At 68.6% G+C, this 19,012-nt stretch carries 15 protein-coding genes and 4 pseudogenes; 8 read left to right on the forward strand and 11 right to left on the reverse strand.

The features are described from left to right. The first annotated feature begins 523 nt into the window (after window positions 1–523). A complete protein-coding gene (locus tag AC07DC_RS37930) occupies window positions 524–844 on the forward strand; it encodes a hypothetical protein (protein WP_478919296.1) in 321 nt (106 codons plus the stop codon). A gap of 146 nt (window positions 845–990) precedes the next feature. On the opposite strand, the gene AC07DC_RS37935 is transcribed toward AC07DC_RS37930, so the two are convergent. Further along, the gene (locus AC07DC_RS37935) at window positions 991–2,136 is read right to left on the reverse strand and encodes an epoxide hydrolase family protein (protein WP_478919298.1); all 1,146 of its coding nucleotides are present in this window, start codon (window positions 2,134–2,136) and stop codon (window positions 991–993) included. Between the two features lie 64 nt (window positions 2,137–2,200). On the opposite strand from AC07DC_RS37935, the gene AC07DC_RS37940 reads away from it, so the two are divergent. Next, window positions 2,201–4,624, forward strand: coding sequence for an ATP-binding protein (locus AC07DC_RS37940; RefSeq protein WP_478919299.1), 2,424 nt, complete (start codon window positions 2,201–2,203; stop codon window positions 4,622–4,624). 1,008 nt (window positions 4,625–5,632) lie between these two features. On the opposite strand, the gene AC07DC_RS37945 is transcribed toward AC07DC_RS37940, so the two are convergent. The 3 genes and pseudogenes from AC07DC_RS37945 to AC07DC_RS37955 all read right to left on the reverse strand — a co-directional run. After that, window positions 5,633–6,466: an SCO2400 family protein gene (locus AC07DC_RS37945; RefSeq protein ID WP_478919300.1), complete on the reverse strand. Its 834-nt coding sequence runs from the start codon at window positions 6,464–6,466 to the stop codon at window positions 5,633–5,635. Between the two features lie 494 nt (window positions 6,467–6,960). Further along, a pseudogene (locus AC07DC_RS37950) lies at window positions 6,961–7,122 on the reverse strand (transcriptional regulator); the annotation flags it as partial. Between the two features lie 67 nt (window positions 7,123–7,189). Then, window positions 7,190–7,309: pseudogene (locus AC07DC_RS37955) on the reverse strand (helix-turn-helix domain-containing protein); the annotation flags it as partial. Window positions 7,310–7,440: 131 nt separating this feature from the next. On the opposite strand from AC07DC_RS37955, the gene AC07DC_RS37960 reads away from it, so the two are divergent. Further along, entirely contained in the window at window positions 7,441–8,079 is a 639-nt protein-coding gene (locus AC07DC_RS37960; RefSeq protein WP_478919301.1) for a nucleotidyltransferase domain-containing protein, read from the forward strand. Between the two features lie 282 nt (window positions 8,080–8,361). On the opposite strand, the gene AC07DC_RS37965 is transcribed toward AC07DC_RS37960, so the two are convergent. Continuing rightward, window positions 8,362–8,502 (reverse strand): hypothetical protein, encoded by a 141-nt coding sequence (locus AC07DC_RS37965; protein WP_478919302.1) that lies wholly within the window; start codon window positions 8,500–8,502, stop codon window positions 8,362–8,364. 107 nt (window positions 8,503–8,609) lie between these two features. Then, window positions 8,610–9,194 (reverse strand): TerD family protein, encoded by a 585-nt coding sequence (locus tag AC07DC_RS37970; RefSeq protein ID WP_478919303.1) that lies wholly within the window; start codon window positions 9,192–9,194, stop codon window positions 8,610–8,612. A gap of 519 nt (window positions 9,195–9,713) precedes the next feature. On the opposite strand from AC07DC_RS37970, the gene AC07DC_RS37975 reads away from it, so the two are divergent. Beyond that, window positions 9,714–10,148: a VOC family protein gene (locus AC07DC_RS37975; protein ID WP_478919305.1), complete on the forward strand. Its 435-nt coding sequence runs from the start codon at window positions 9,714–9,716 to the stop codon at window positions 10,146–10,148. Window positions 10,149–10,152: 4 nt separating this feature from the next. After that, window positions 10,153–10,230, forward strand: a pseudogene (locus AC07DC_RS37980) (integrase); the annotation flags it as partial. A 38-nt stretch (window positions 10,231–10,268) separates the two neighbouring features. Here the strand turns inward: AC07DC_RS37980 and AC07DC_RS37985 are convergent. Both AC07DC_RS37985 and AC07DC_RS37990 read right to left on the reverse strand, forming a co-directional pair. Beyond that, window positions 10,269–10,772 (reverse strand): P-loop nucleotide/nucleoside kinase family protein, encoded by a 504-nt coding sequence (locus AC07DC_RS37985; protein ID WP_478919306.1) that lies wholly within the window; start codon window positions 10,770–10,772, stop codon window positions 10,269–10,271. 188 nt (window positions 10,773–10,960) lie between these two features. After that, complete coding sequence (locus tag AC07DC_RS37990; RefSeq protein ID WP_478919307.1) at window positions 10,961–11,944, reverse strand: MerR family transcriptional regulator; 984 nt, start codon at window positions 11,942–11,944, stop codon at window positions 10,961–10,963. 175 nt (window positions 11,945–12,119) lie between these two features. On the opposite strand from AC07DC_RS37990, the gene AC07DC_RS37995 reads away from it, so the two are divergent. Beyond that, window positions 12,120–13,799: a carboxylesterase/lipase family protein gene (locus AC07DC_RS37995; protein WP_478919308.1), complete on the forward strand. Its 1,680-nt coding sequence runs from the start codon at window positions 12,120–12,122 to the stop codon at window positions 13,797–13,799. Window positions 13,800–14,112: 313 nt separating this feature from the next. Here AC07DC_RS37995 and AC07DC_RS38000 read toward each other — a convergent pair whose 3' ends face one another. After that, window positions 14,113–14,673, reverse strand: coding sequence for a TetR/AcrR family transcriptional regulator (locus tag AC07DC_RS38000; protein WP_478919309.1), 561 nt, complete (start codon window positions 14,671–14,673; stop codon window positions 14,113–14,115). A gap of 111 nt (window positions 14,674–14,784) precedes the next feature. Here AC07DC_RS38000 and AC07DC_RS38005 point away from each other — a divergent pair, with 111 nt between their 5' ends. After that, complete coding sequence (locus tag AC07DC_RS38005; protein ID WP_478919310.1) at window positions 14,785–15,471, forward strand: SDR family oxidoreductase; 687 nt, start codon at window positions 14,785–14,787, stop codon at window positions 15,469–15,471. A gap of 130 nt (window positions 15,472–15,601) precedes the next feature. Continuing rightward, window positions 15,602–16,606: an NADP-dependent oxidoreductase gene (locus AC07DC_RS38010; RefSeq protein WP_478919312.1), complete on the forward strand. Its 1,005-nt coding sequence runs from the start codon at window positions 15,602–15,604 to the stop codon at window positions 16,604–16,606. A 342-nt stretch (window positions 16,607–16,948) separates the two neighbouring features. On the opposite strand, the gene AC07DC_RS38015 is transcribed toward AC07DC_RS38010, so the two are convergent. Beyond that, window positions 16,949–17,539, reverse strand: a complete 591-nt coding sequence (locus tag AC07DC_RS38015; RefSeq protein ID WP_478919314.1) for a TetR family transcriptional regulator — start codon at window positions 17,537–17,539, stop codon at window positions 16,949–16,951. Window positions 17,540–18,049: 510 nt separating this feature from the next. Further along, a pseudogene (locus AC07DC_RS38020) lies at window positions 18,050–18,864 on the reverse strand (oxidoreductase). Window positions 18,865–19,012 lie beyond the last annotated feature (148 nt).

The raw sequence follows: 19,012 nt of genomic DNA on the forward strand, positions 1-19,012 counted from the left end.
GCGGCCGACGTGCCCACACCCACCCCGAAGCCGCCCTCACCCTGCACGGAATCCCGTGATCAAACGGACGAACGCGACTCTCCCCGGGGCCCTGCAACTTGGGGGCTCGAATCGCTAGAAGGATGCGTCGAGTTCGAAGTCCGGGCTGACCAGCTGACCACCAACTGAGGTTCACGATCACCGGGCCCCGCCGACCTGACGGCGGGGCCCACCCATGCTCTCGGCTCTCCACCTTCCTCACACCACTCAAGCGACAACAAAGTGAGGCGAAGAGCGACAGCGGCGCTTTCAAGAATCCCCATCACGGAACCTCCATGCTCGACTGCCCTCGCCAGCACCTGAGGCCCCGGACCCCCGGATCAAAGAACCAACGGCGCGCAACACGCCCCGACCTCGGCCTCGAACTCGTCGCCGCCAGCCCTACCGGCGACCCCCCACCACAAGGCGGGCACCCAACCCCACCGCGGCACCTGAGTCGGAGCCCGACACCAAGGGTCTGTGCCCTGCCGTGTTGGATGGCTGCGTGGCGAGACGACGGATGGAGAAGCGGCCGCCTCCCTTCGGTCTGCCCAAGGGGATCGTCCTGCTGGCGACGCCGGACGGCTGGCGCCACAGCATCATCACCGTGGAAGGAGGCATGCTCTGCGGATGCCTCAGCGACGAGTTGCTCGACCCGCAGGCGGCGCTGACCGCTGCCGCCACGATGCTGAAGGAACTCGCACGCGACTTCCACGACACCAGGGTGGAAGTGAACTGGGATCCCCGCCAGGAGCCCTGGACCTGGACCGGTCACGTCACCCCTCTCCCGAACGACGAAACGGACCCGACTCGCGGCGGAGGTTGAACGGCAAGCTGAGCACATCCGCGCCTTGGTGAGCAACCGTGGATGGGCGGCCCGGCCGGCCGGTCAGCGGAGACCGGTTTGGCGGAGTCGCAGCTGTGTGCCGTACAAGGAGGTCAGGAGGTCTTGTACGGCACACGCCGTGGGTGTTACCGGGCGAGTGCGGCGAAGAACTCGCGGATGTCCCCGATGAGGAGGTCAGGGGCTTCCAGGGCGGGGAAGTGACCGCCGCGGTAGAACTCTGACCAGTGGGTGATGTGGTGGGCCTTCTCGGCGAAGCGGCGGATGGCGTAGTCGCCGGCGGCGAAGACCGCAACGCCGGTGGGCACGGTGGCGGGGGGCTTGGGCGCCCACATGCTCGCGTCGTGGAAGCGCTCGTAGTAGGAGTTGGCCACGCTGCGAGCGGTGTCGGTGAACCAGTAGATGCTGACGGTAGCGAGCAGCCGGTCGCGGTCCACCGCGTCCTCGGGCAGGTCCTTGGCCGGGTCGGTCCACTCCTTGTACTTCTCCGCGATCCAGGCGAGCTGGCCGGCGGGTGAATCCGCGAGGGCGTGGGCCAGCGTGTTGGGCCGGGTTCCCTGGAGCTGCATGTAGGCGGACATGTCGTCCTGGAAGTTCTTCATCGCCTTGAACCGCAGCTGCTCGGTCTCGGTCAGCGCGGCCATGTCGGCCGGGTCGCCGGTGGGGAAGGTGACCAGTGCATTGGCGTGCACGCCGATGACGTGCTCGGCATCGACTCGTCCCAGCGCCGGGCCGATGAACGCGCCGATGTCGCCGCCCTGCACGCCGTAGCGCTGATATCCCAGCCGGGCCATGAGCTCGGCGAAGGCCGAGGCGATTCGCGTGTCGTTCCAGCCGGTCTCGGTGACGGGCCCGGAGAAGCCGAAGCCAGGCACGGACGGGATGACCAGGTGGAAGGCCGGCTCGCCGGCCTGGGGCGCGGTCAGGGGTTCGATCATGTCGAGGAAGTCGACGACCGAGCACGGCCAGCCGTGGATCAGCAGCAGCGCAGTGGCGTCCTGCCGCTCGGAGCGAACGTGCAGGAAGTGCACGTTCTGCCCGTCGATGACGGTGGTGAACTGCGGGTGGCCGTTGAGCTCGGCCTCAGTGGCGCGCCAGTCGAACTCCTCGCCCCAGTAGGCGGCCAGGTCCTTGAGGTAGCCGGCCGGGACGCCGCGCTCCCAACCTGCGCCGGGCAGCTCATCGCTCCAGCGGGTACGGCGGAGCCTGGCCTGCAGGTCGTCGAGGTCGGCCTGCGGGATCTCGATGCGGAAGGGCTTGATCTCGTTCGTCATGCCTTCAATGCTGCCGGTAAAGAGCTGGGCCCCGCATCACGAGATCTTGTTATCTTTCCTGTTCATGGGCCTCTTTACGAGCAGCAGCACCTTCATCGGCCGCAGCGCTGAACTGGCCGCGCTGCGGGCCGCCTACCAGGACGAGAGCATCACCACCGTGCTGGTCTGCGGGGAGGCCGGGATCGGCAAGTCCCGGCTGGTGCAGGAGTTCATCTCCCGGCTGGGGTCCACACCGCTGGTGCTGACCGGCCGCTGCTTGGAGTTCGGCAACGACGGGCTGTCGTTCGCCCCGTTCCTGTCCCCGCTGCGTCACCTGTCCGCCGTACCGGGCGACTTCGGGGAGGTCCTGACGGTCCTGGAACGCTCCGCGCAGGCCCGGCCGCTGATCCTGGTCCTGGAGGATCTGCACTGGGCGGACAGGTCCAGCTTGCAGTTGCTCACCTTCCTGGTGGCCAACCTCGCCCACAGCGGCGTCTTCCTGGTCGGCACCCATCGGGCGCCGAGCGGGCCGCTGCGCCGGCTGGTGGCCGAGCTGGCGCGGCTGCCCGTCGTCCGGCGGGTCACGCCCGCGCCGCTGACCCGGCACGAAACCGGCCGTCAGCTGGCCGCCCTGCTGAGCCGCGAGCCGGAACCCTCCCTCGTCACCCGCGTGTTCGCCCGCAGCCACGGCAACCCGCTGTTCATCGAGGCGCTCAGCGACTCACCGCAGGATCCCCCTGCCGAGCTGCACGAACTGCTGCTGGCCGGGCTGCCCGAGATGACCGCGGACACCGGCCAGGTCCTGAACGTCGCCTCGGTCGCCGGAGCCGATGTGGAACACCAGGTGCTGTCCGCTGTTTGCGATCTGCCCGAGCCGCAACTGCACCAGGCGCTGCGCCACCTCGTCGACCAGCACGTCCTGCTGGCGACCGACATCGGCTACTGCTTCCGGCACGCGCTGATCCGCCAGGCCCTCTACGACCGGCTGCTACCGGTGGAGCGCACCGTCCTGCACGCCCGCTTCGCCGCTGCGCTGTCGGCGATGCCGCAGCGCGCCGCCCAGCTGGCGGCGCACGCGCATGCCGCCGGCGACCACGCTCTCGCACTCACCGCGGCCTGGGAGGCCGCCGGACAGGCCAAACTCTCCGGCGCCGAGCCGGAGCGGCTGCACTTACTGGAACGAGTCCTGCAGCTGTGGGACACCGTGGAGGGCCCGCCGGGGCTCGAGCGACTCACCGTGCTCGACCACGCGACCGAGGCCAGCCTGGCCACCAGCGCGGTCGAGTCGGGCCTGCGCTGGTGCGCCGAAGCGCTGGCCATCGCCCCGCACCCGCGCCGGTTCCATCAGCGGGCGCGGCTGAGAAACCTGGGCCGCGGCGGTGGCCGCGACGACCTGCTCACCGCGCTGGAACTGCTGCCCGAGCCGTCGCTGCTACGCGGCCAGGTCCTGGCCGATCTGGCCATCAGCAGTGCGTTCACCGGCGATCGTGTCCAGGGCGAACGCCACGCGCAGGCCGCGCTGGAGATCGCCGAGCAGCTGGGCGACGCCGCTCTCATGGCGCACGCCCACGCCTACCTCGGCCTGGCCGCCGCCGATCCCCAGACCGCCCGCCACCACTTCGCCGCAGCCCGCGCCCTTGCGGATCCGCGGACGACCATCGACGTCGCAACCTGGGAGTCGGCCCTGTGCGTGGCCATGGGTGCCTACGCCGAGGCGATCGAGGTCATTACGGTGGGCCTCAAGGCCGCGCACGAGTCATTCCAGTACACCAAGCACGCACCGATTCTGATGGTCAAATGGGTGCAGGCCCTGACGGCACTGGGCCGCGGTGCTGAGGCGCTCGACCTCATCGACGAGACATTGGGCGAGAGCGAACTGCCCCAGCTCAGCCACGCGGCGCTGCTCATCGCCCGCGGCGAGATTCACCTGGCGCAGGGCGAGAGAGCCGGCGCCCGGGCCGCGGCCGACAGCGCGGCACAACTGCTCGGCGACGAGCCCTGGGGCCGGCCCTACCGCATCAGGCTGCGCACCCTGCAGGTCCGGCTCGACTCCGGAACCGACCACGGCCTGCAGTCCGCAGAGCTGGCCGCGCACCCGCACGAGGCGTGGGCACTGCTCGCCGCCGCGCCCCCGGGCGAGCTGCCGAGCCTTCCCGTCGTCGGCCCGGTCGACGAGGCCTACCGGGCCATGGCCGGCGGCGATCTGGACCAGGCCGCCCGGGGCTGGCGCGCGCTCGGCCAACCGTACGAGTTGTCGCGATGCACGCCCCCTGCCGAACCGCCGGCCCCCCACACGCCCAAGCGCGCCCCGGGCCTGCCTGGTCTGACCGTCCGAGAGATGCAAGTGCTGCACCTGGTCGCCGAAGGCAAGAGCAACCGGCAGATCGCCACCGAGCTGTTCATCAGCGGCAACACCGCCGGTGTACACGTATCAAGGATCCTCGCCAAACTAGGCGCAGCCACCCGCACCGAGGCTGCACGCAAGCTCCTCGACGCCACCATGGGCTGACCCACCCCGGAACCGGCCGACGAACCAACCTCCAGATCAACCTGCCGACGATTGTTCAAGATCTCCGGACGAAGGAACCTGAACCGCTGGTCAACCACCACGGACACCCTGCATGGACAGTCCCCTTGGTGGCCTTCCAAGGCCGCACGGCCTGGTGCCTGTCGTACAACCTGCGGGCCTCCACCATCGAGGGCCAGTGCGCATCCCGCCGCAACCGCCGGCCAGCACAACGACCAAGCCACACTGTTGGCACCACCCACGGACGACGGATGGCCCCGCGCCCTCAGCTCCTGATGCGCCGCGCGATGCCCCCACGCGGCCGAAGGACGCCCCGCTCCATGCCTGGAAACTCCACCGCAACTGGTCAGCGTGCGGGCCCCGTCCTGGCCGAACACGGCGCGCACCAGCCACAGACGCGCCGCCAGATCGCCGTACGCGCCGCAGTGACACGCCTCAACGTGGCGGATCCCCACGCCGACCGTCGCCGCAACCGCCGCGCGCCAGGACCGGTACGCCCGATGGGCGGAACATCGCAGTCCGAACTGCGCCCCAGGCTCACGTCTCAGCGCCATGCCGAGAAGCGGGCCGCAGCCCGAGTGCGCCCGATCGACCGGGTGACGGCCACCGCAGCGCCTACCAATGTCGTCCACCTCGCCGAAGACCCCCTCACACCGTCAGCGGCCAGTGGGAGTCCTGGGTCGAGGTCACTCGGGAGATGTAGACAGTCGATTCCCAGGCATGACGACCCTCTCGCCGAGCGCGGTAGTTGACCGTATGGGTCGAGCGCCATGGCGAGCACGACCGCGCCCAGCACGAAGTAGACATCGATAGTGCGCCCCGACCACTGCGCCCAGGCCGAAGTGGCGTCCTCGCGCACAGGCAGCCATCAAATCGAGATCGGCGAACTGCTCCTTGCGTTTGCAGACCGATCACGATCGCGTCGCCATCGCTCCGCGCCCGGGCGCCCGTAGGCCCGCCGCTGCGCCGCAGACGTGCTTGGGGCCGACGTCAACCGACGCAGATCACGAGAAGGCAGAGGTGCTGCGGGGGCGAAGTTGTCGTCGGTGCCGGTGCAGACGGCGCGGTGGTCGGCGGCGGGGTCGTCGAGGTGGTTCCCCCACCGGCGTTCGTGCCCGGACTCGAGCCGGTGCCGGGTGCGGGGCTGCCGGTGCTCTGCGAGGTCCCACCGGGCGCGGGGTGACTGCCGTCCGCGCCGGCGGTCGGGGCGTGCAGGTTCGTGACCGTGGCGGAGCTGCCACTGTCGTCGGCACCCTTGACGACCTGCCCGGAGGGCACAGACAAGGTATGCACACCGGTGCCCGGCGCTAGTGCGACTGCGTGCGTCACCGGAGCGTGTGGGCCCTGATTGCCGGTGGTCCCATCCGTCGAAGGCAGAGCAGTGACCGAGTCCGAGCTGACGTGGGAGGTCAGTGGTACGGGCGCCATGTCGTCGGTCGTAGCGGTGGATGCGGTGGTGTTCCTGCCCGAGGGGGAATTCATCGCCAGCGCCGCAACACCGCCGCCGAAGAGCGCGACTGCTGTTGCGACTCCGGCACGACGCCGGCTCTTCTTCCACCGGTTCATCTGCCGCCGCCGTGCGGCGCGACCGCTGTGCAAGGTGGGCGCGAGCGATGCGGGGCCCAACACCGGGTCGTCGGCCGCGAAGCCCCCGTCCGTGCCTCCACCCGTTCCGGCGTCGGCATAAGGCAGAGGGGCGTACGTCCCCGTGGTGCGTGAGTCCGGGCCGGCCGCCACCAGGCCCGTGCCCGGCCCGTAAACGCCGCAACCCGGGCAGGCCAGGGCCCCGTTCAGGGTCCGCTGGCACGTGTGGCAGTAGTCCATGGACAGTCTCTCTGACGCGTCGGCAGTGGTGCGCCCGTCCTTGGACGAGGCGTCCGAAGGTAGCAGCAGCTCAGGTAGACCTTCTGCATGCTTTGTGATGCTCTCGTAAAGATCCTTAAGAAGCCGTTGTCTCCGAGCAAGATCGCCGCATGTCTGCTGGTCAGGCGTGGGACTAATGTTTCGGCGTCAGAGATGACGTGTCGTGTCGTCGCTGCTGTTGAGGTGCCGGGTGCCGTCAGCGATGGGGTTGTTGGAGGAGAGGGAGCGTGCTGATCGGCGCCGCAGGTGGAGGATCTTCAGGTCGAACTGCGGGAGGCGGAGCCCGTCTGGGAGCGGTCCGTGATTGTCCGTGAGACGTCGGGGAGGTGCAGCACACTAGTCCTCGTGATCTGCTGTGCTGTGGCGTCGTTGGTGATGGCCGCGAGAGGCGGCGGGGGCATGCCGCCCGGGCGGTTGCGGGCCTGTCCCGCTGTCAGCCGGCGTGGGTACCCGCCTTTGGTACGGGAGGCGCCCTCAGCCGCCATCTCCTGCGTGCCGATGACGCCGAGCAGCTCAGGTTGAGCGGCGCCCTGAGTACCGGGTGGGGCCGTGAACCACAGGAGGCGCTGGCGGCCGTCCTCGCTGAACAGAGTGTGACAGTCCAACGCGATGACGCCAGACCAGGCATTGCGCATCACGTACGAGCCGGAACACCGTCGCGATCTTCGACCGGTCCGCCGCGTAGGCCGCCTTCCGAGCAGCCAGAGCATCGTTGTAGACCGCCCTCGCGCAGCCGAACGTACGAGCCAACGCGATGCGCTGGACCGGCGTCGGCTCACTACGGAAGGAGTACCGCAGATGCATGCGACCAACCTACCGACCCTCACTGACAACGCCGCTGCGCCCAGGGTGCGAACCGGCTCCTCCTGTCCTGCTCCACAGGAGCTTCGTTTCCTCCCCGGGCTGAAGCACGGGGTTTCCACGAAGGAGATTCGATGACCGAATCCTTGCCGCCCGGTGGCGCTCTGCTGGATGTGGACGAACTGGAGGCCCGCTGGGCGGATGCCTGGCGTCCGGAACAAGTCGCGGAGCGGTTGGGCGGGGTCGATGCACCCTGGTGCATTGCGGCGGGGTGGGCGCTGGATCTGTTCTGCGGGGGGCAGTCGCGGCCGCACGGCGATCTGGAGATTGCGGTGCCTGCGGCGGGGTTCCCGGAGATCCGGGAGCGCTTCCCCGAGTGCGTATTTGACGCGGTGGGTTCGGGACGGGTCTGGGCGGGGGCGGGTGCTGAGGCGCTGGCGGCCACGTACCAGACCTGGCTGCGGGATCCGGTGAGTGGTCAGTTCCTGTTTGATGTCTTCCGCGAGCCACATGAGGGCGGTACGTGGATCTGCCGGCGGGACGAGGGGCTGCGGCTGCCGTACGACGCGATCATTGAGCGGACGGTCGACGGGGTCCCATACCTGGTGCCGGAGTTGGTGCTGCTCTTTAAAGCCAAGGCGGTGCGGCCCAAGGATCAGGCGGATTTCGACCAGGTGCTGCCGCTGCTGGGCCGGGCGCGGCGGGATGCCCTTGGCGGGTGGCTGGACCGCGTGCACCCCGGGCATCCGTGGATGGCGGAGCTGGCGGGGTGAGTGGCGCCGGCCGCATCCGTGGATGGCCAAGGATGATCCAGTCGGCGAGAACCGGGCGGCCGAGCGCGTTCTGATCGTGCTGCGGGGCCGGTCGATCGATGTGGCCGCACCGTCACACGTCAGGCCGATGCGTGCGGCTGTGGACACCGGGCCGGCAAATCTGCCCTGTCCTTCCCTGCCACCGATGCTCCGGGTCGCAAAGTGAGCACCGCCGCACTGCCTGGGTGCTGCGCGGTGCAGCACCCAGCCAGCACTGGCGGGCGTTCACCAACGGATGAAGCCCTACGGGAAGACCGTGACCACGATGGCGCCCCCGGCACACGCCGTCATGAACGGTTTGACGAGGGCCGGGTGCTGGTACGGCACGTAGGTCAGCCGCGCGATGAGAATGAAGAGCGCCGGGCCCATCAGCAGGAGCACCATCAGGAACGGGTGGTAGTCAGGGCAGGGTCGGGGCGGGCAGCCACGGCACGGACGCCCGCGGAATTGCTTCATCGCATCCGCGAGCCCCGGGCCTGCCCGAACTTCTCTTACTTGCTCATGGCGAAGCGCATCAGGGCCTGCTCGTCGCCCTGCTTGATCTTCCCGGTCTCGTTTATTACCTGGAGCTTCCAGCCCGCACCGTTCCGGATCGCCTTGGCCACGGCGCACCCGTTGTCGTTGGTGAGCAGGCTCGGCCAGATGTCGGCGACCTGCTGGGTGCTGCCGCCTGTCGCGTCGTACACCTTGAAGCTGATGTTCCGCGCCTTCTGGAAGGCGCTGTGCTTCTTGTACGCGGCGGCAACGAACACGATGGAGGTGATGTTGGTCGGCACCCGGGCGAAGTCGACGGTCACCGTCTCGTCGTCGCCGTCCCCGTGACCGGTCTGATTGTCCCCACTGTGCACCAACGATCCGTTGCCCAACGGATCAAGGGAGTCCAGACCGGCCAGCCGCACCGGTTCCGCCCCCTGCATGGCGATGGCAATCAGGTCAAGGTCGGTCCCGGTCTTCTGACGGAGCTTCCCGATCAGTCCCCCGCTGCTTCCGACCGTGGGATCCCAGGACACCCCGATGGACAGGTGGGTCACCCCGTCCAGATCCGCCGGGCCGTCTTCCTTCGTGAGCGTGATCATGCGTGATCCTCTTGGTGGTGAGACTGCGTACCCAGCAGTGTGCCTGGTGCCCTCGCCGACCGACCCACCAGGTCCAGGAATGGTAGCGATCACCGCGCCGTTTCAGGACCTCTGAGTGGGTCGTCACCGTCCGGTCCGCGGTCACTTCGACGGCGAGCACGAGGCCGCCGGTGACGTACAGTGCCGCCGGCGTAACGCATCCCATTGACTGCGGTGGCATTTGCTGAGGCGCCCGCCCTGACCGTGATGCCTCGGCAGACGGGGGCGCGGGTTGGGACGCACAGCGCGACTACCGCCGGGCCCGTCCGGACCCGAGGAGGCCCTTCATTCCCTCACGTCTCAACCCGCGTCGTCTGTTCAGGCTCACTGGACTCCCGAACCAGTGGGCATTGAGGCTGTCCGAATCGTCATCTCACGACTCAAGGTCCCACTCATCGCCATGAGTCGGCGCACACACCACCACCCAGCCAGGGACGGACCCGTGGAGACGACGAACGACCCCGCCTCTATGATGGACCGATGTCATCGGTCAGGCAGTTCCAAGTCACCTTCGACTGCGCGGAACCTGAACGCGTCGCTCGTTTCTGGTGCGAGGTGCTGGGGTACGTCGTACCGCCGCCACCGGAGGGGTTTGCTACTTGGGACGATTTCAATCGGTCGCTGCCGCCTGAGCGTCAGGGTGCAGCGTTCGTCTGCATGGATCCCTCAGGTGTGGGCCCGCGCATGTACTTCCAGCGCGTTCCCGAAGGCAAAGTCGTCAAGAATCGGGTGCATCTTGACGTGCGGGTCGGCACCGGGCTCGTGGGTGAAGAGCGCGTGGCCGCACTCGAGGCCGAGTGCGCACGACTGGTCCCGCTCGGCGCGGTACGCGTGCAACTACTGACCGCGGATGACGACAATGAGTCGTGCCTCGCGATGCAGGACATCGAGGGCAACGAGTTCTGTCTCGACTGAGGACAACAAGAGCGCACGCCACCTCGACGTCCTCGCCGCCCAGCGGAAGGAGCGCGCTCGCATCCGCAGCGAGAAGGGCATCGGGCGGGTGTCCCCTCCCCGCCGAAGGGTTTCAGATCCTCAAGTCGAGGACTGCATGACGACCTGCTCACCCTCTCCGTTCGGTTCCTCGAAGTTGGCCAGGTAGCGGTTGAACAGCGTCTCAGCCACGGTGACGGCGTTGGCACCTTCTACTCCGCTCCGTACTTCGAGGCGGCGCTCCAGCGTCGTCCGGTCAGCCTTGAGGTGGACCAGTTCCCAGTGGCAACCGTGGCTTTCGATCAGCGCCTTGTAGTCGTCGCGGGCGGCGCGACTCCAGAAGCTGTAGTCCACCACCACGTCGCGCGCGGCCAGCATCAGCTCGACCAGTTCCTGCCGTTGCTCGCGGCGGACCTCTTCCTTGAGCCGGTCGAACGCCTCAGCTCCCAGCACCAGGCCGGCGTCGCGCTGCCCGAGTCGTTGCCAGACCACTTCGTCGATCGACAGCCGGGCGAAACCGCGCCGCACCAGCTCCATCGCGTAGGTGGTCTTGCCCGCTCCGGGAAGACCGCACATCAGCACCACCGTGCTCGCTTGCTGCGTCATTGAGCCAGGTTAGACCGACCAATCTGGCGAACCTACGCGGTCAGAGCCCTGGAGGACGTATGAATGGGAGGACGCCCTGGGCCGATTGCCGGCGGCACATCCGGCCGCTGCTGTGCGAGTACAGCGTGCGTCTGGTCCGGGTCGCCTACGGCGGACCGCGTGGGTCCGATGGCATCGAGGGGCGCCGTTCAGTGCTGCTTCACCCCGCTTCCGTGCTCGGTCGTAGCTCTCTTGGAGGTCCGGCCCCTCGAAGTCGGAGGTGCGCTGTCGGCTATCGAGATCGCCAGTCCGTCGGTCAGCCATCTGTGAGCCACCGTCATGTTCAACACGCCCCCGCCGGTGACGGTGCCGACCAGGCCCCAATAGCGTTCCAGGCGGGGGTCGAAGCCGGATGACCTCGACACCAGCCCATGCAGGTAAGCGCGGAAAGCGGGGGTGTCCGACTCCCGCCGGGCTCGTGCGTGGGCGGATACGAAGGCGTTCACCGCATCCCCGGCGCTGGGCGGCAGACCCTGGGCCACAGCGGCGGCCGTCAGAACGGCAGCATCGTCGATCTCCCCGTAGAAGGCCGGGCCGTCCCTCATCTCTTCGTCGTGGTCCTGGGTCCAGCGGGTGAAACTGGGCGTGGAGATCAGCAGATGAAGCTCGGCGTAGGCCAGGGCCGTGGTGGGATCCGGGTCCTGCGGCGGGCCGGGTGACAGCATGGCGATCATGATGTCGAGCCGGCGCTTGGGCATGGCCGCGGACAGCTCGCGATACCAATGATCAGTGAGGGTGCGATGCGCCTGCGGGAGCCGCTGCACGCGAGAGAGGATCTCCAGACGCCGGAGCCGTTCCTCGCTCGGGCAGTTGTCCAGGGACTTGAGTGTGGCCTGGCGCCACCGCAGTTCGGTCAGTCGTTCCTGCACCACTTCGAGCTCGGTTGCCACCAGTTCGCCGAGGGAGCACTCACCGGTGACCACCTGCGTGATGGTCGCGATCGGAGTGTCCAGCGCCCGTAGGCGTCTGATGAGACGGATCCGCTCCCACGCCTCAGGACCGTAGCGCCGATGACCACCGGTGCTACGGCCGGCCACGGGCAGCAGACCGCTGTCGGAGTAGTAGCGGAGGGTCTTCACCGGGACCCCCGTTCCAGCCGCGAGTTCACCGATGCTCCACGTGTCGTGCGTCACAGTCTCTTGAACCTCCAGCGCGCGGGAGGTCCTAGCGTATTGAGCACTGACCGCGTCGGTCCGCACCCCTCCCCACCGCTCAGGCCGCGTTCCGGCCCGACCGGCCTCGCGCGGCCTCGTCCGATCCCGTCCGATCCCGTCCGACCAAGAACGGTGGGTACGTATGTCCCCGACCATGACAGCACCGCGTCCATGCCGAAGAGACCGGATCCGTGCGGTGCTCTTTCCCTTGCTCTGCGCGGTGGCCCTACTCGCCGCCACCGCTGTACCGGCGACCGGCGCACAACCCGATACCCCGCACTCCGCGAGGCAGAGCGGTACCGTCGTACGGACCGACCACGGCCTGATACGCGGCGTGTCACACGGCTCGTACACCACCTTCAGCGGCGTCCCCTACGCTGCGCCGCCGACCGGACCGCTACGCTGGCGCGCCCCAGTCCCCGCCGCCACCTGGCACGGTGTCCGGGATGCGACGACAGCGGCTCAACGCTGCGTACAGATGCCAACACCCGGTGCGGGCGCGGTCCTCGGGTCGGAGGACTGCCTCTACCTCAACGTCACGATGCCGACGCCGAAGCCGGCCGGACAGAAGCAGCCCGTGCTGGTGTGGATGCACGGCGGTGCGTTCCTGGGCGGTGCCGGCAGTGACTACAGCGCCGAGCAACTGGCGGTCCGGGGTGACACGGTAGTCGTCACGGTCAACTACCGGTTGGGGATCTTCGGTTACTTCGGCCACCCCGGGTTGGGCTCCGCCCCACCGTTCGGCCTGGCGGACCAACAGGCCGCCCTGCGCTGGGTGCGGGCGAACGCGGAGCGCTTCGGCGGTGATCCGGGCAGTGTGACGCTGTTCGGTGAGTCCGCAGGCGCCCTCAGCATCTGTGCACACCTCACCTCGCCGACGGCCGTCGGGCTCTTCCAGCGGGCCGTGCTCCAGAGCGGTTCCTGCCTCATGTCCTTCCCACGCGGTGCTCTGGGACGCGGAATACCGGCATACGAGCCGTTCGCCTCACAGCGCGAAGTCCAGACGGCCGGTGCGGAAGCCGCCCGGCAACTGGGCTGCACAGCGGGCGGCGGAGACGAGGTACTGGCGTGCCTGCGCGGGCAGAGCACGGATCGCCTCGCCACCGCGCAGCTGATGCAGTCCTTCAACCGTCCCGCCTTCGGCAATACGCTGCTGCCGCTGGCGCCGGACCAGGCGTTGGCGTCGGGGCACTTCCACCGCGTGCCGGTCATCCAGGGCACGAACCACGATGAGATGCGGATGTTCGTCGGTCTGTCGCTCGCCGCGTTCCCGATCCGCACCGAGGACGACTATCGCGCCCGTCTGGTGGACGCCTTCGGACTTGCAGCCCCGGCCGTCGAGGCGCAGTATCCGGCAGCACACCACCCCACGCCCGCACTGGCCTGGGCCGCGGTGCTGACCGATCGATCCCTCACATGCACCACACTGGCAGCCGACCGGGCAATCGCCGCTCATGCCCCCGGCCTGCCCCTCTACGGGTACGAGTTCAGCGATCCGGACGCTCCTGCCCTCACCGGTCTGCCGGCGAACCCTGGCTTCCCCTACGGTGCGGCGCACGGCTTCGAGATGCCGTTCCTGTTCTCCTCCTTCCCCACCGAGCGAGCGCTGACCGACGCCCAGCGCGCATTGTCGGACCGGATAGTCGACTACTGGACGAACTTCGCGCACACCGGCAACCCGAACTCTCCCGACGCGCCGTTCTGGCCTGTCCTCCGCCCTTCGTCACCCCTCGCGCAGTCGGTGCAGTCGTTGGCTCCCGGACCAGACGGAATCCACCCCGTCGATGCGGATTCCGCACACCACTGCTCGTTCTGGGACCGCCTGCCTCATTGAGACTCCGCCACCTTGACGTCACGGTTCAAAGGGGTGGCGTGACCGGTGCTCGGGGTGGTCGCGCTGGTCGCGGCCGAGTATCTGAGGTGTCGGCCGTTCGCTAGCGGTCGGCTCGCCGGTTTTTGAGGTACGCCTCGCCATCCCAGCCAGGGACGCGCGAGGCAATGGCTGCCACGGCAGCGCCAGGACACGATCTGGACCGGGCTGATGGACGGGCAGGGTGAGCGGCGCCTGGAGCAGCTCGGTGCAACGTCGCCAAGTGGTCTGCGTCGCAAGTCCTTCGGGGATTGACCATGTGCGAGTCAGATTCCGGTCAATCCGTGGCCGTCAACGCCTCGCGTGCGGTGGTGAGGATCTCCTCGGAGAGCGGTGAGCCCTTGGTCGCCCGGGACAGGACGAGTGCGCCGAGCATGGTGCACAGCCGGCTGATGCCGTCCTGGTCGTCGGTGGCGAGCCAGTCGGCGAAGTCGCCGACGCCCTGGGTGTAGACACGGCGGGCCTGCTCGCCCACGCCGCCCCGGGTGACGTCAGTGGCGAGCGCTGCGACGGGGCACCCGTCGGCCGGGCTGTCGCGGTGCTCGACGGAGAGGTAGGCGTCGATCGCTGCCCGCTGGGCGGCGTCGCGCCGTCCGGAGTGCTGTTCGAGCCCGGCCCTGTGGTGCCGGGTGAGTTCGGCGAACGCGTGGGCGGTGGCTTCGTCGACGAGCTCCTCCTTGGAGGCGAACTGCTTGTAGAAGCCGCCGTGGGTCAGGCCGACCGCCTTCATGAGGTCGGCGACGCTGATATGGATCCCCTGTTCCCGGAGCAGCCGGGAGGCGGTTTCCACGACCCGTCGGCGGTTCTCCTGTGCCTGTGCCTGCGATACGCGGCCCATCGGCCACCCTCCCGTTTGGATGTCGAGTCAAATCTATTCTAGACTGAGATTTAGATGTTGAATGTAATCTATTGCGCGCGGTCGCTGCCGTCCGCAACGCTGGGAGTGCTCATGGAACTGAAGGACGCGGTCGCGGTGGTCACCGGCGCCAACCGGGGGCTCGGGCGGCATCTGGCCGCCCAGCTCGTGGAGCGCGGGGCCAAGGTGTACGGGGCGGGCCGGCGCCCCGAAACCGTGGACCTTCCGGGCGTCATCCCGCTGCGGCTCGACGTGACGGACGCGGACTCGATCCGGGAGGTGGCGCGCGCCGCCTCCGACGCGACGCTGCTGGTCAACAACGCCGGCATCTCCACCGGCACGCCCTTGATCGCGGGCAGCCAGGAAGCGGTACGCCTGGAGATGGAGGTGAACTTCTTCGGCCCGCTCGCCGTGACACGGGCCTTTGCCCCGGTCATCGAGTCCAACGGCGGTGGCGCCGTGCTCAACGTTCTGTCGGTCCTGTCCTGGCTGCATCCGGCGAGTCTCGGCGCTTACGCCGCGGCGAAGGCCGCGGCATGGGCGCTGACCGGCGCGGCCCGGGAAGAACTGGCGCCCCGCGGCATCACCGTGACGGCGCTGCACGTCGGGTACATGGACACCGACATGGCCGCCGGCGTTCCCGCCGATCAGAAGGCCGACCCCGCCGAGGTCGCCGCGCAAGCCCTTTCCGGCATCGAGACGGGCGTGCCCGAGATCCTCGCAGACGAGACCACCCGGTACGTGAAGCGGAGCCTGGCCGCGTCGCCGAACGCGGTGTGAGGCGCGTCCCGCCGCATCGGCGTGGGGCGTCACGAACCAGCAGTGAATGCCAGAAAGTGACTCGTAACGGGGCATGCCCGGAGCGAGCGGAGATCCCGTCCCTGTGCGGGTGAGAGACACGGAGACGGCGATGAAGACCTTTCTGATCGACAAGTACGGTGGCCGGTCCGCGGTGCGCGCTGCCGAGATGCCCGATCCGGAGCCGGGCCCCGACGACGTCCTGGTCAAGATCCATGCGGCGAGCGTCAACCCGCTGGACTTCAAGATCCGCGACGGCGCGTTCAAGACGATCCTGCCGTACCGCCTCCCTCTCATCCTGGGCAACGACCTCGCCGGCGTCGTGGTCCAGGTCGGCTCGGCCGTCACCCGGTTCGCGGTGGGCGACGAGGTCTACGCCCGGCCTGACAAGGACCGCATCGGCACCTTCGCTGAACTCATCGCCGTCCACCAGGACGACCTGGCTCTCAAACCCGCCGCCCTCACCATGGCGCAGGCCGCCTCCCTCCCGCTGGTCGCCCTCACCGCCTGGCAGGCGCTGGTCGAGAGAGCGCAGGTCCAGCCGGGCCAGAAAGTCCTGATTCACGCGGGCTCCGGCGGAGTGGGCACCATCGCCCTCCAGCTCGCCAGGCACCTGGGCGCACACGTAGCCACCACCGCGAGCGCGGCCAACGCCGACCTGGCCAAGGAACTCGGCGCGGACATCGTCATCGACTACCGCACCCAGGATTTCGAGGGCGTCCTGGACGGCTACGACGTCGTCCTGGACACCCTCGGCGGCAAGGCCCTCGAAAAATCACTGCGGGTCCTCAAGCCCGGCGGGAAGGTCATCAGCATCGCCGGGCCGCCCGACGCGGCCTTCGCCCGAGAACTCGGCGCGAACCCGGTCCTGCGACTGGCGATGAACGCGCTGAGCTTCCGGACCCGCCGCCGCGCCATGCGCCAGGGCGTCACCTACTCGTTCCTGTTCATGAAGGCCGACGGCGACCAGCTGCGCGAACTCACCCATCTCATCGACGCCGGAGACATTCGCCCCGTCGTCGACCGCGTCTTCCCCTTCGACCAGACCCGTGAAGCCCTGGAGTACGCCGAGCGGGGCCGCGCCAAGGCCGGCAAGGTCGTCGTCGCGATGGTGTGAGGCTGAATCCGGTCCCCGTCTCCACGCGACCGGCAGGCCCCGGGCAACGGTGATCCCGGCTTCCCATCACCACGTCGCAAGCGCTGTCGAAGCATGGGGCCGTCGACTCCGCACACTGCACCCGCAATCGGGAGGCCGAGGAACCCCGGGGCGAACTCGTCCCCCTCTACCCCGACGCCGGACACGGCGGGATCTTCCAGTTCCACGACGAGTTCGTGGCCAGAGTTCTCGCCTTCCTCGAAGCACAGCCCCACTCCTGACCGCCGATGTCACCTCGCCGCCGAGAGCAAGAAGGCCCCGCCGGAGCGACTCGTCGAGGCTGCCGCGTGGTGCTGCGGCGCGTCAGCGGGACTCCTGTACGCCGAGCAGAGTGAGGGCGTTGCGGATGCCCTCTTCGAGGAGTTCGTCGGAGAGTCGCCGGTCGGCGAGGGCGCGGGAGAGCTGCAGCGTCCCGACCATCATGGCGTAGACGCTGAGGGTCTTCGTGTGCACCGAGCGCGGATCGGCTGGCGCCAGGTGAGCGGCGATACCGTCGATGACAGCGAGCACGCCGTCGGTGTACGCCTGCTTGGTCTGGTCCGCGCAGCGCCCGATCTCATCGAGAAGGGCCGCGGAGGGGCAGCCGTCGTTGGGACTGTCGCGGTGCTGGGGCGACAGATACCACCGAACGATCTGCTCGAGTCCGGCGATGCCGGGGGCCGCCTGCTCGATGACGTTCGCGTACTGCGTGCGCAACTGGTCCGCGACCGCCGTGGCCACGAGGTCGTCCTTGGATGCGAAGTGGGCGTAGAAGGCGCCGTTGGTCAGTCCGGCGTCCGCCATCAGCGTCGAGATGCCCGAGGCGTCGATACCGTCCCGCTTGAACCGGCGGCCGGCGGTCTCGATGATCCGCTGCCTCGTCGCCTGCTTGTGCTCTTTCCCGTAACGCACCACGCGCTCGCTCCTCTGTGGGCCGGAAGGGTCATTTGCCCCCCGGTGGCTTCGCCATCGTATTGGATTGCGTACGTACTCCAATGGTGTGCCGGCGGCGTCTGGGAGCACCGGCACGCCTGCTCTGCGGCCGGCCCGGCCGCCGTGGCGATGTGGCCGGCGGCCTTGCGGTCCGATGCGATCGAGGCGGCGACCGACCCGCCGAAGTGGAAGTGGAGCAGCGCCCTGTCGGGGTCGGCACCCTCGGGGATGGCCCACAGGGCGGGGACGCCGTCGGCGTCCACGCCGGCATAGGTGACGCCTTCCGGCTCGGTCGACGCCGAAGCGTGTGCGTCGACGATGTCGCGGACGACGGCCAGATCGAGGCCGGGCGTCGACGCCTTCGCACGCACGCTCTCGAGGAACTGCGCGAACTGCTGTGCTTCCCTACTGATTCCCATGGTGATGCTCCGGGTCAGGTCAAAGCTGAGCGCGCCTCTCGCGCGCAGTGCGGATCGTGGGCGGGGTGCGACGTCAGCCGGGCATCCGGTTGAATCTGCGGATCTGCTTGTCGAAGATCCCGGCCGGGACGAGGCGACGCGCGGTGGTGATGCGTGAGGCGAGCGGGCCCGCGGTGTAGCGCAGCTTCGGCTTCGGGCGGTGGCTGCCGTGACGACCTCCTTGGCGACGACGGCAGGGTCGTCGCCGGTCTCCATCGCCGCGGCGACCACCTCGTCGAAGACACGCCGTCGCTCCGCATACAGCGGCAGCGGCGTGTCGGGCTGCGCGGCATTGGCGTCGAAGGCGGTCCGGGTGTAGCCGGGCTCGACGAGCAGGACGCGGACGCCGTGCTCGCGGACCTCGTGGTCCAGGGACTCGGAGTAGCCCTCGACGGCGTGCTTCGCCGCAACGTAGAGGGCCATGTAGGGCTGCGGGATGACACCGAGGACGGACGAGAGGTTGACGATGCGGCCACGGCCCTGGGCGCGCATGTGCGGCAGGACGGCCTTCGTCATGCGGACGAGACCGAAGAAGTTGAGGTCGAAGAGGCTCTGGGCCTGGGCGACAGAATTCTCCTCGACGGCGCCGGCCGAGCCGAGACCGGCATTGTTGACGAGGACGTCGATCCGACCGAACCGTTCGATCACTTCCCGGACGGCGGCGGTGACGGATTCATCACTGGTCACGTCGAGGTCGAGGAAGGTCACACCGGCGGGCGGGGTGAGTCCCGAGGTGTTCCGTCCGGTTCCGATCACCTCGAACCCAGCCGCCACGAAGGCGCGAGCGGTTGCGTTGCCGATCCCCGATGATGCCCCCGTCACGAATGCTACTGGCCGATCTGTCGCCATCACTGACTCCTTGATCATTGAATTACGATCGTTTAGCTTACGGTCGTAAGGCTATGACGGGATGGGGCGGATGGCAAGGAGCGGCTCTGCGATCGCCTGGAACCTGCAGCTTGGCTCGCGAGCAGCGGCGCGTCGGCGAGGTCTGCGA

Source organism: Streptomyces sp. NPDC045021 (assembly GCF_056432645.1).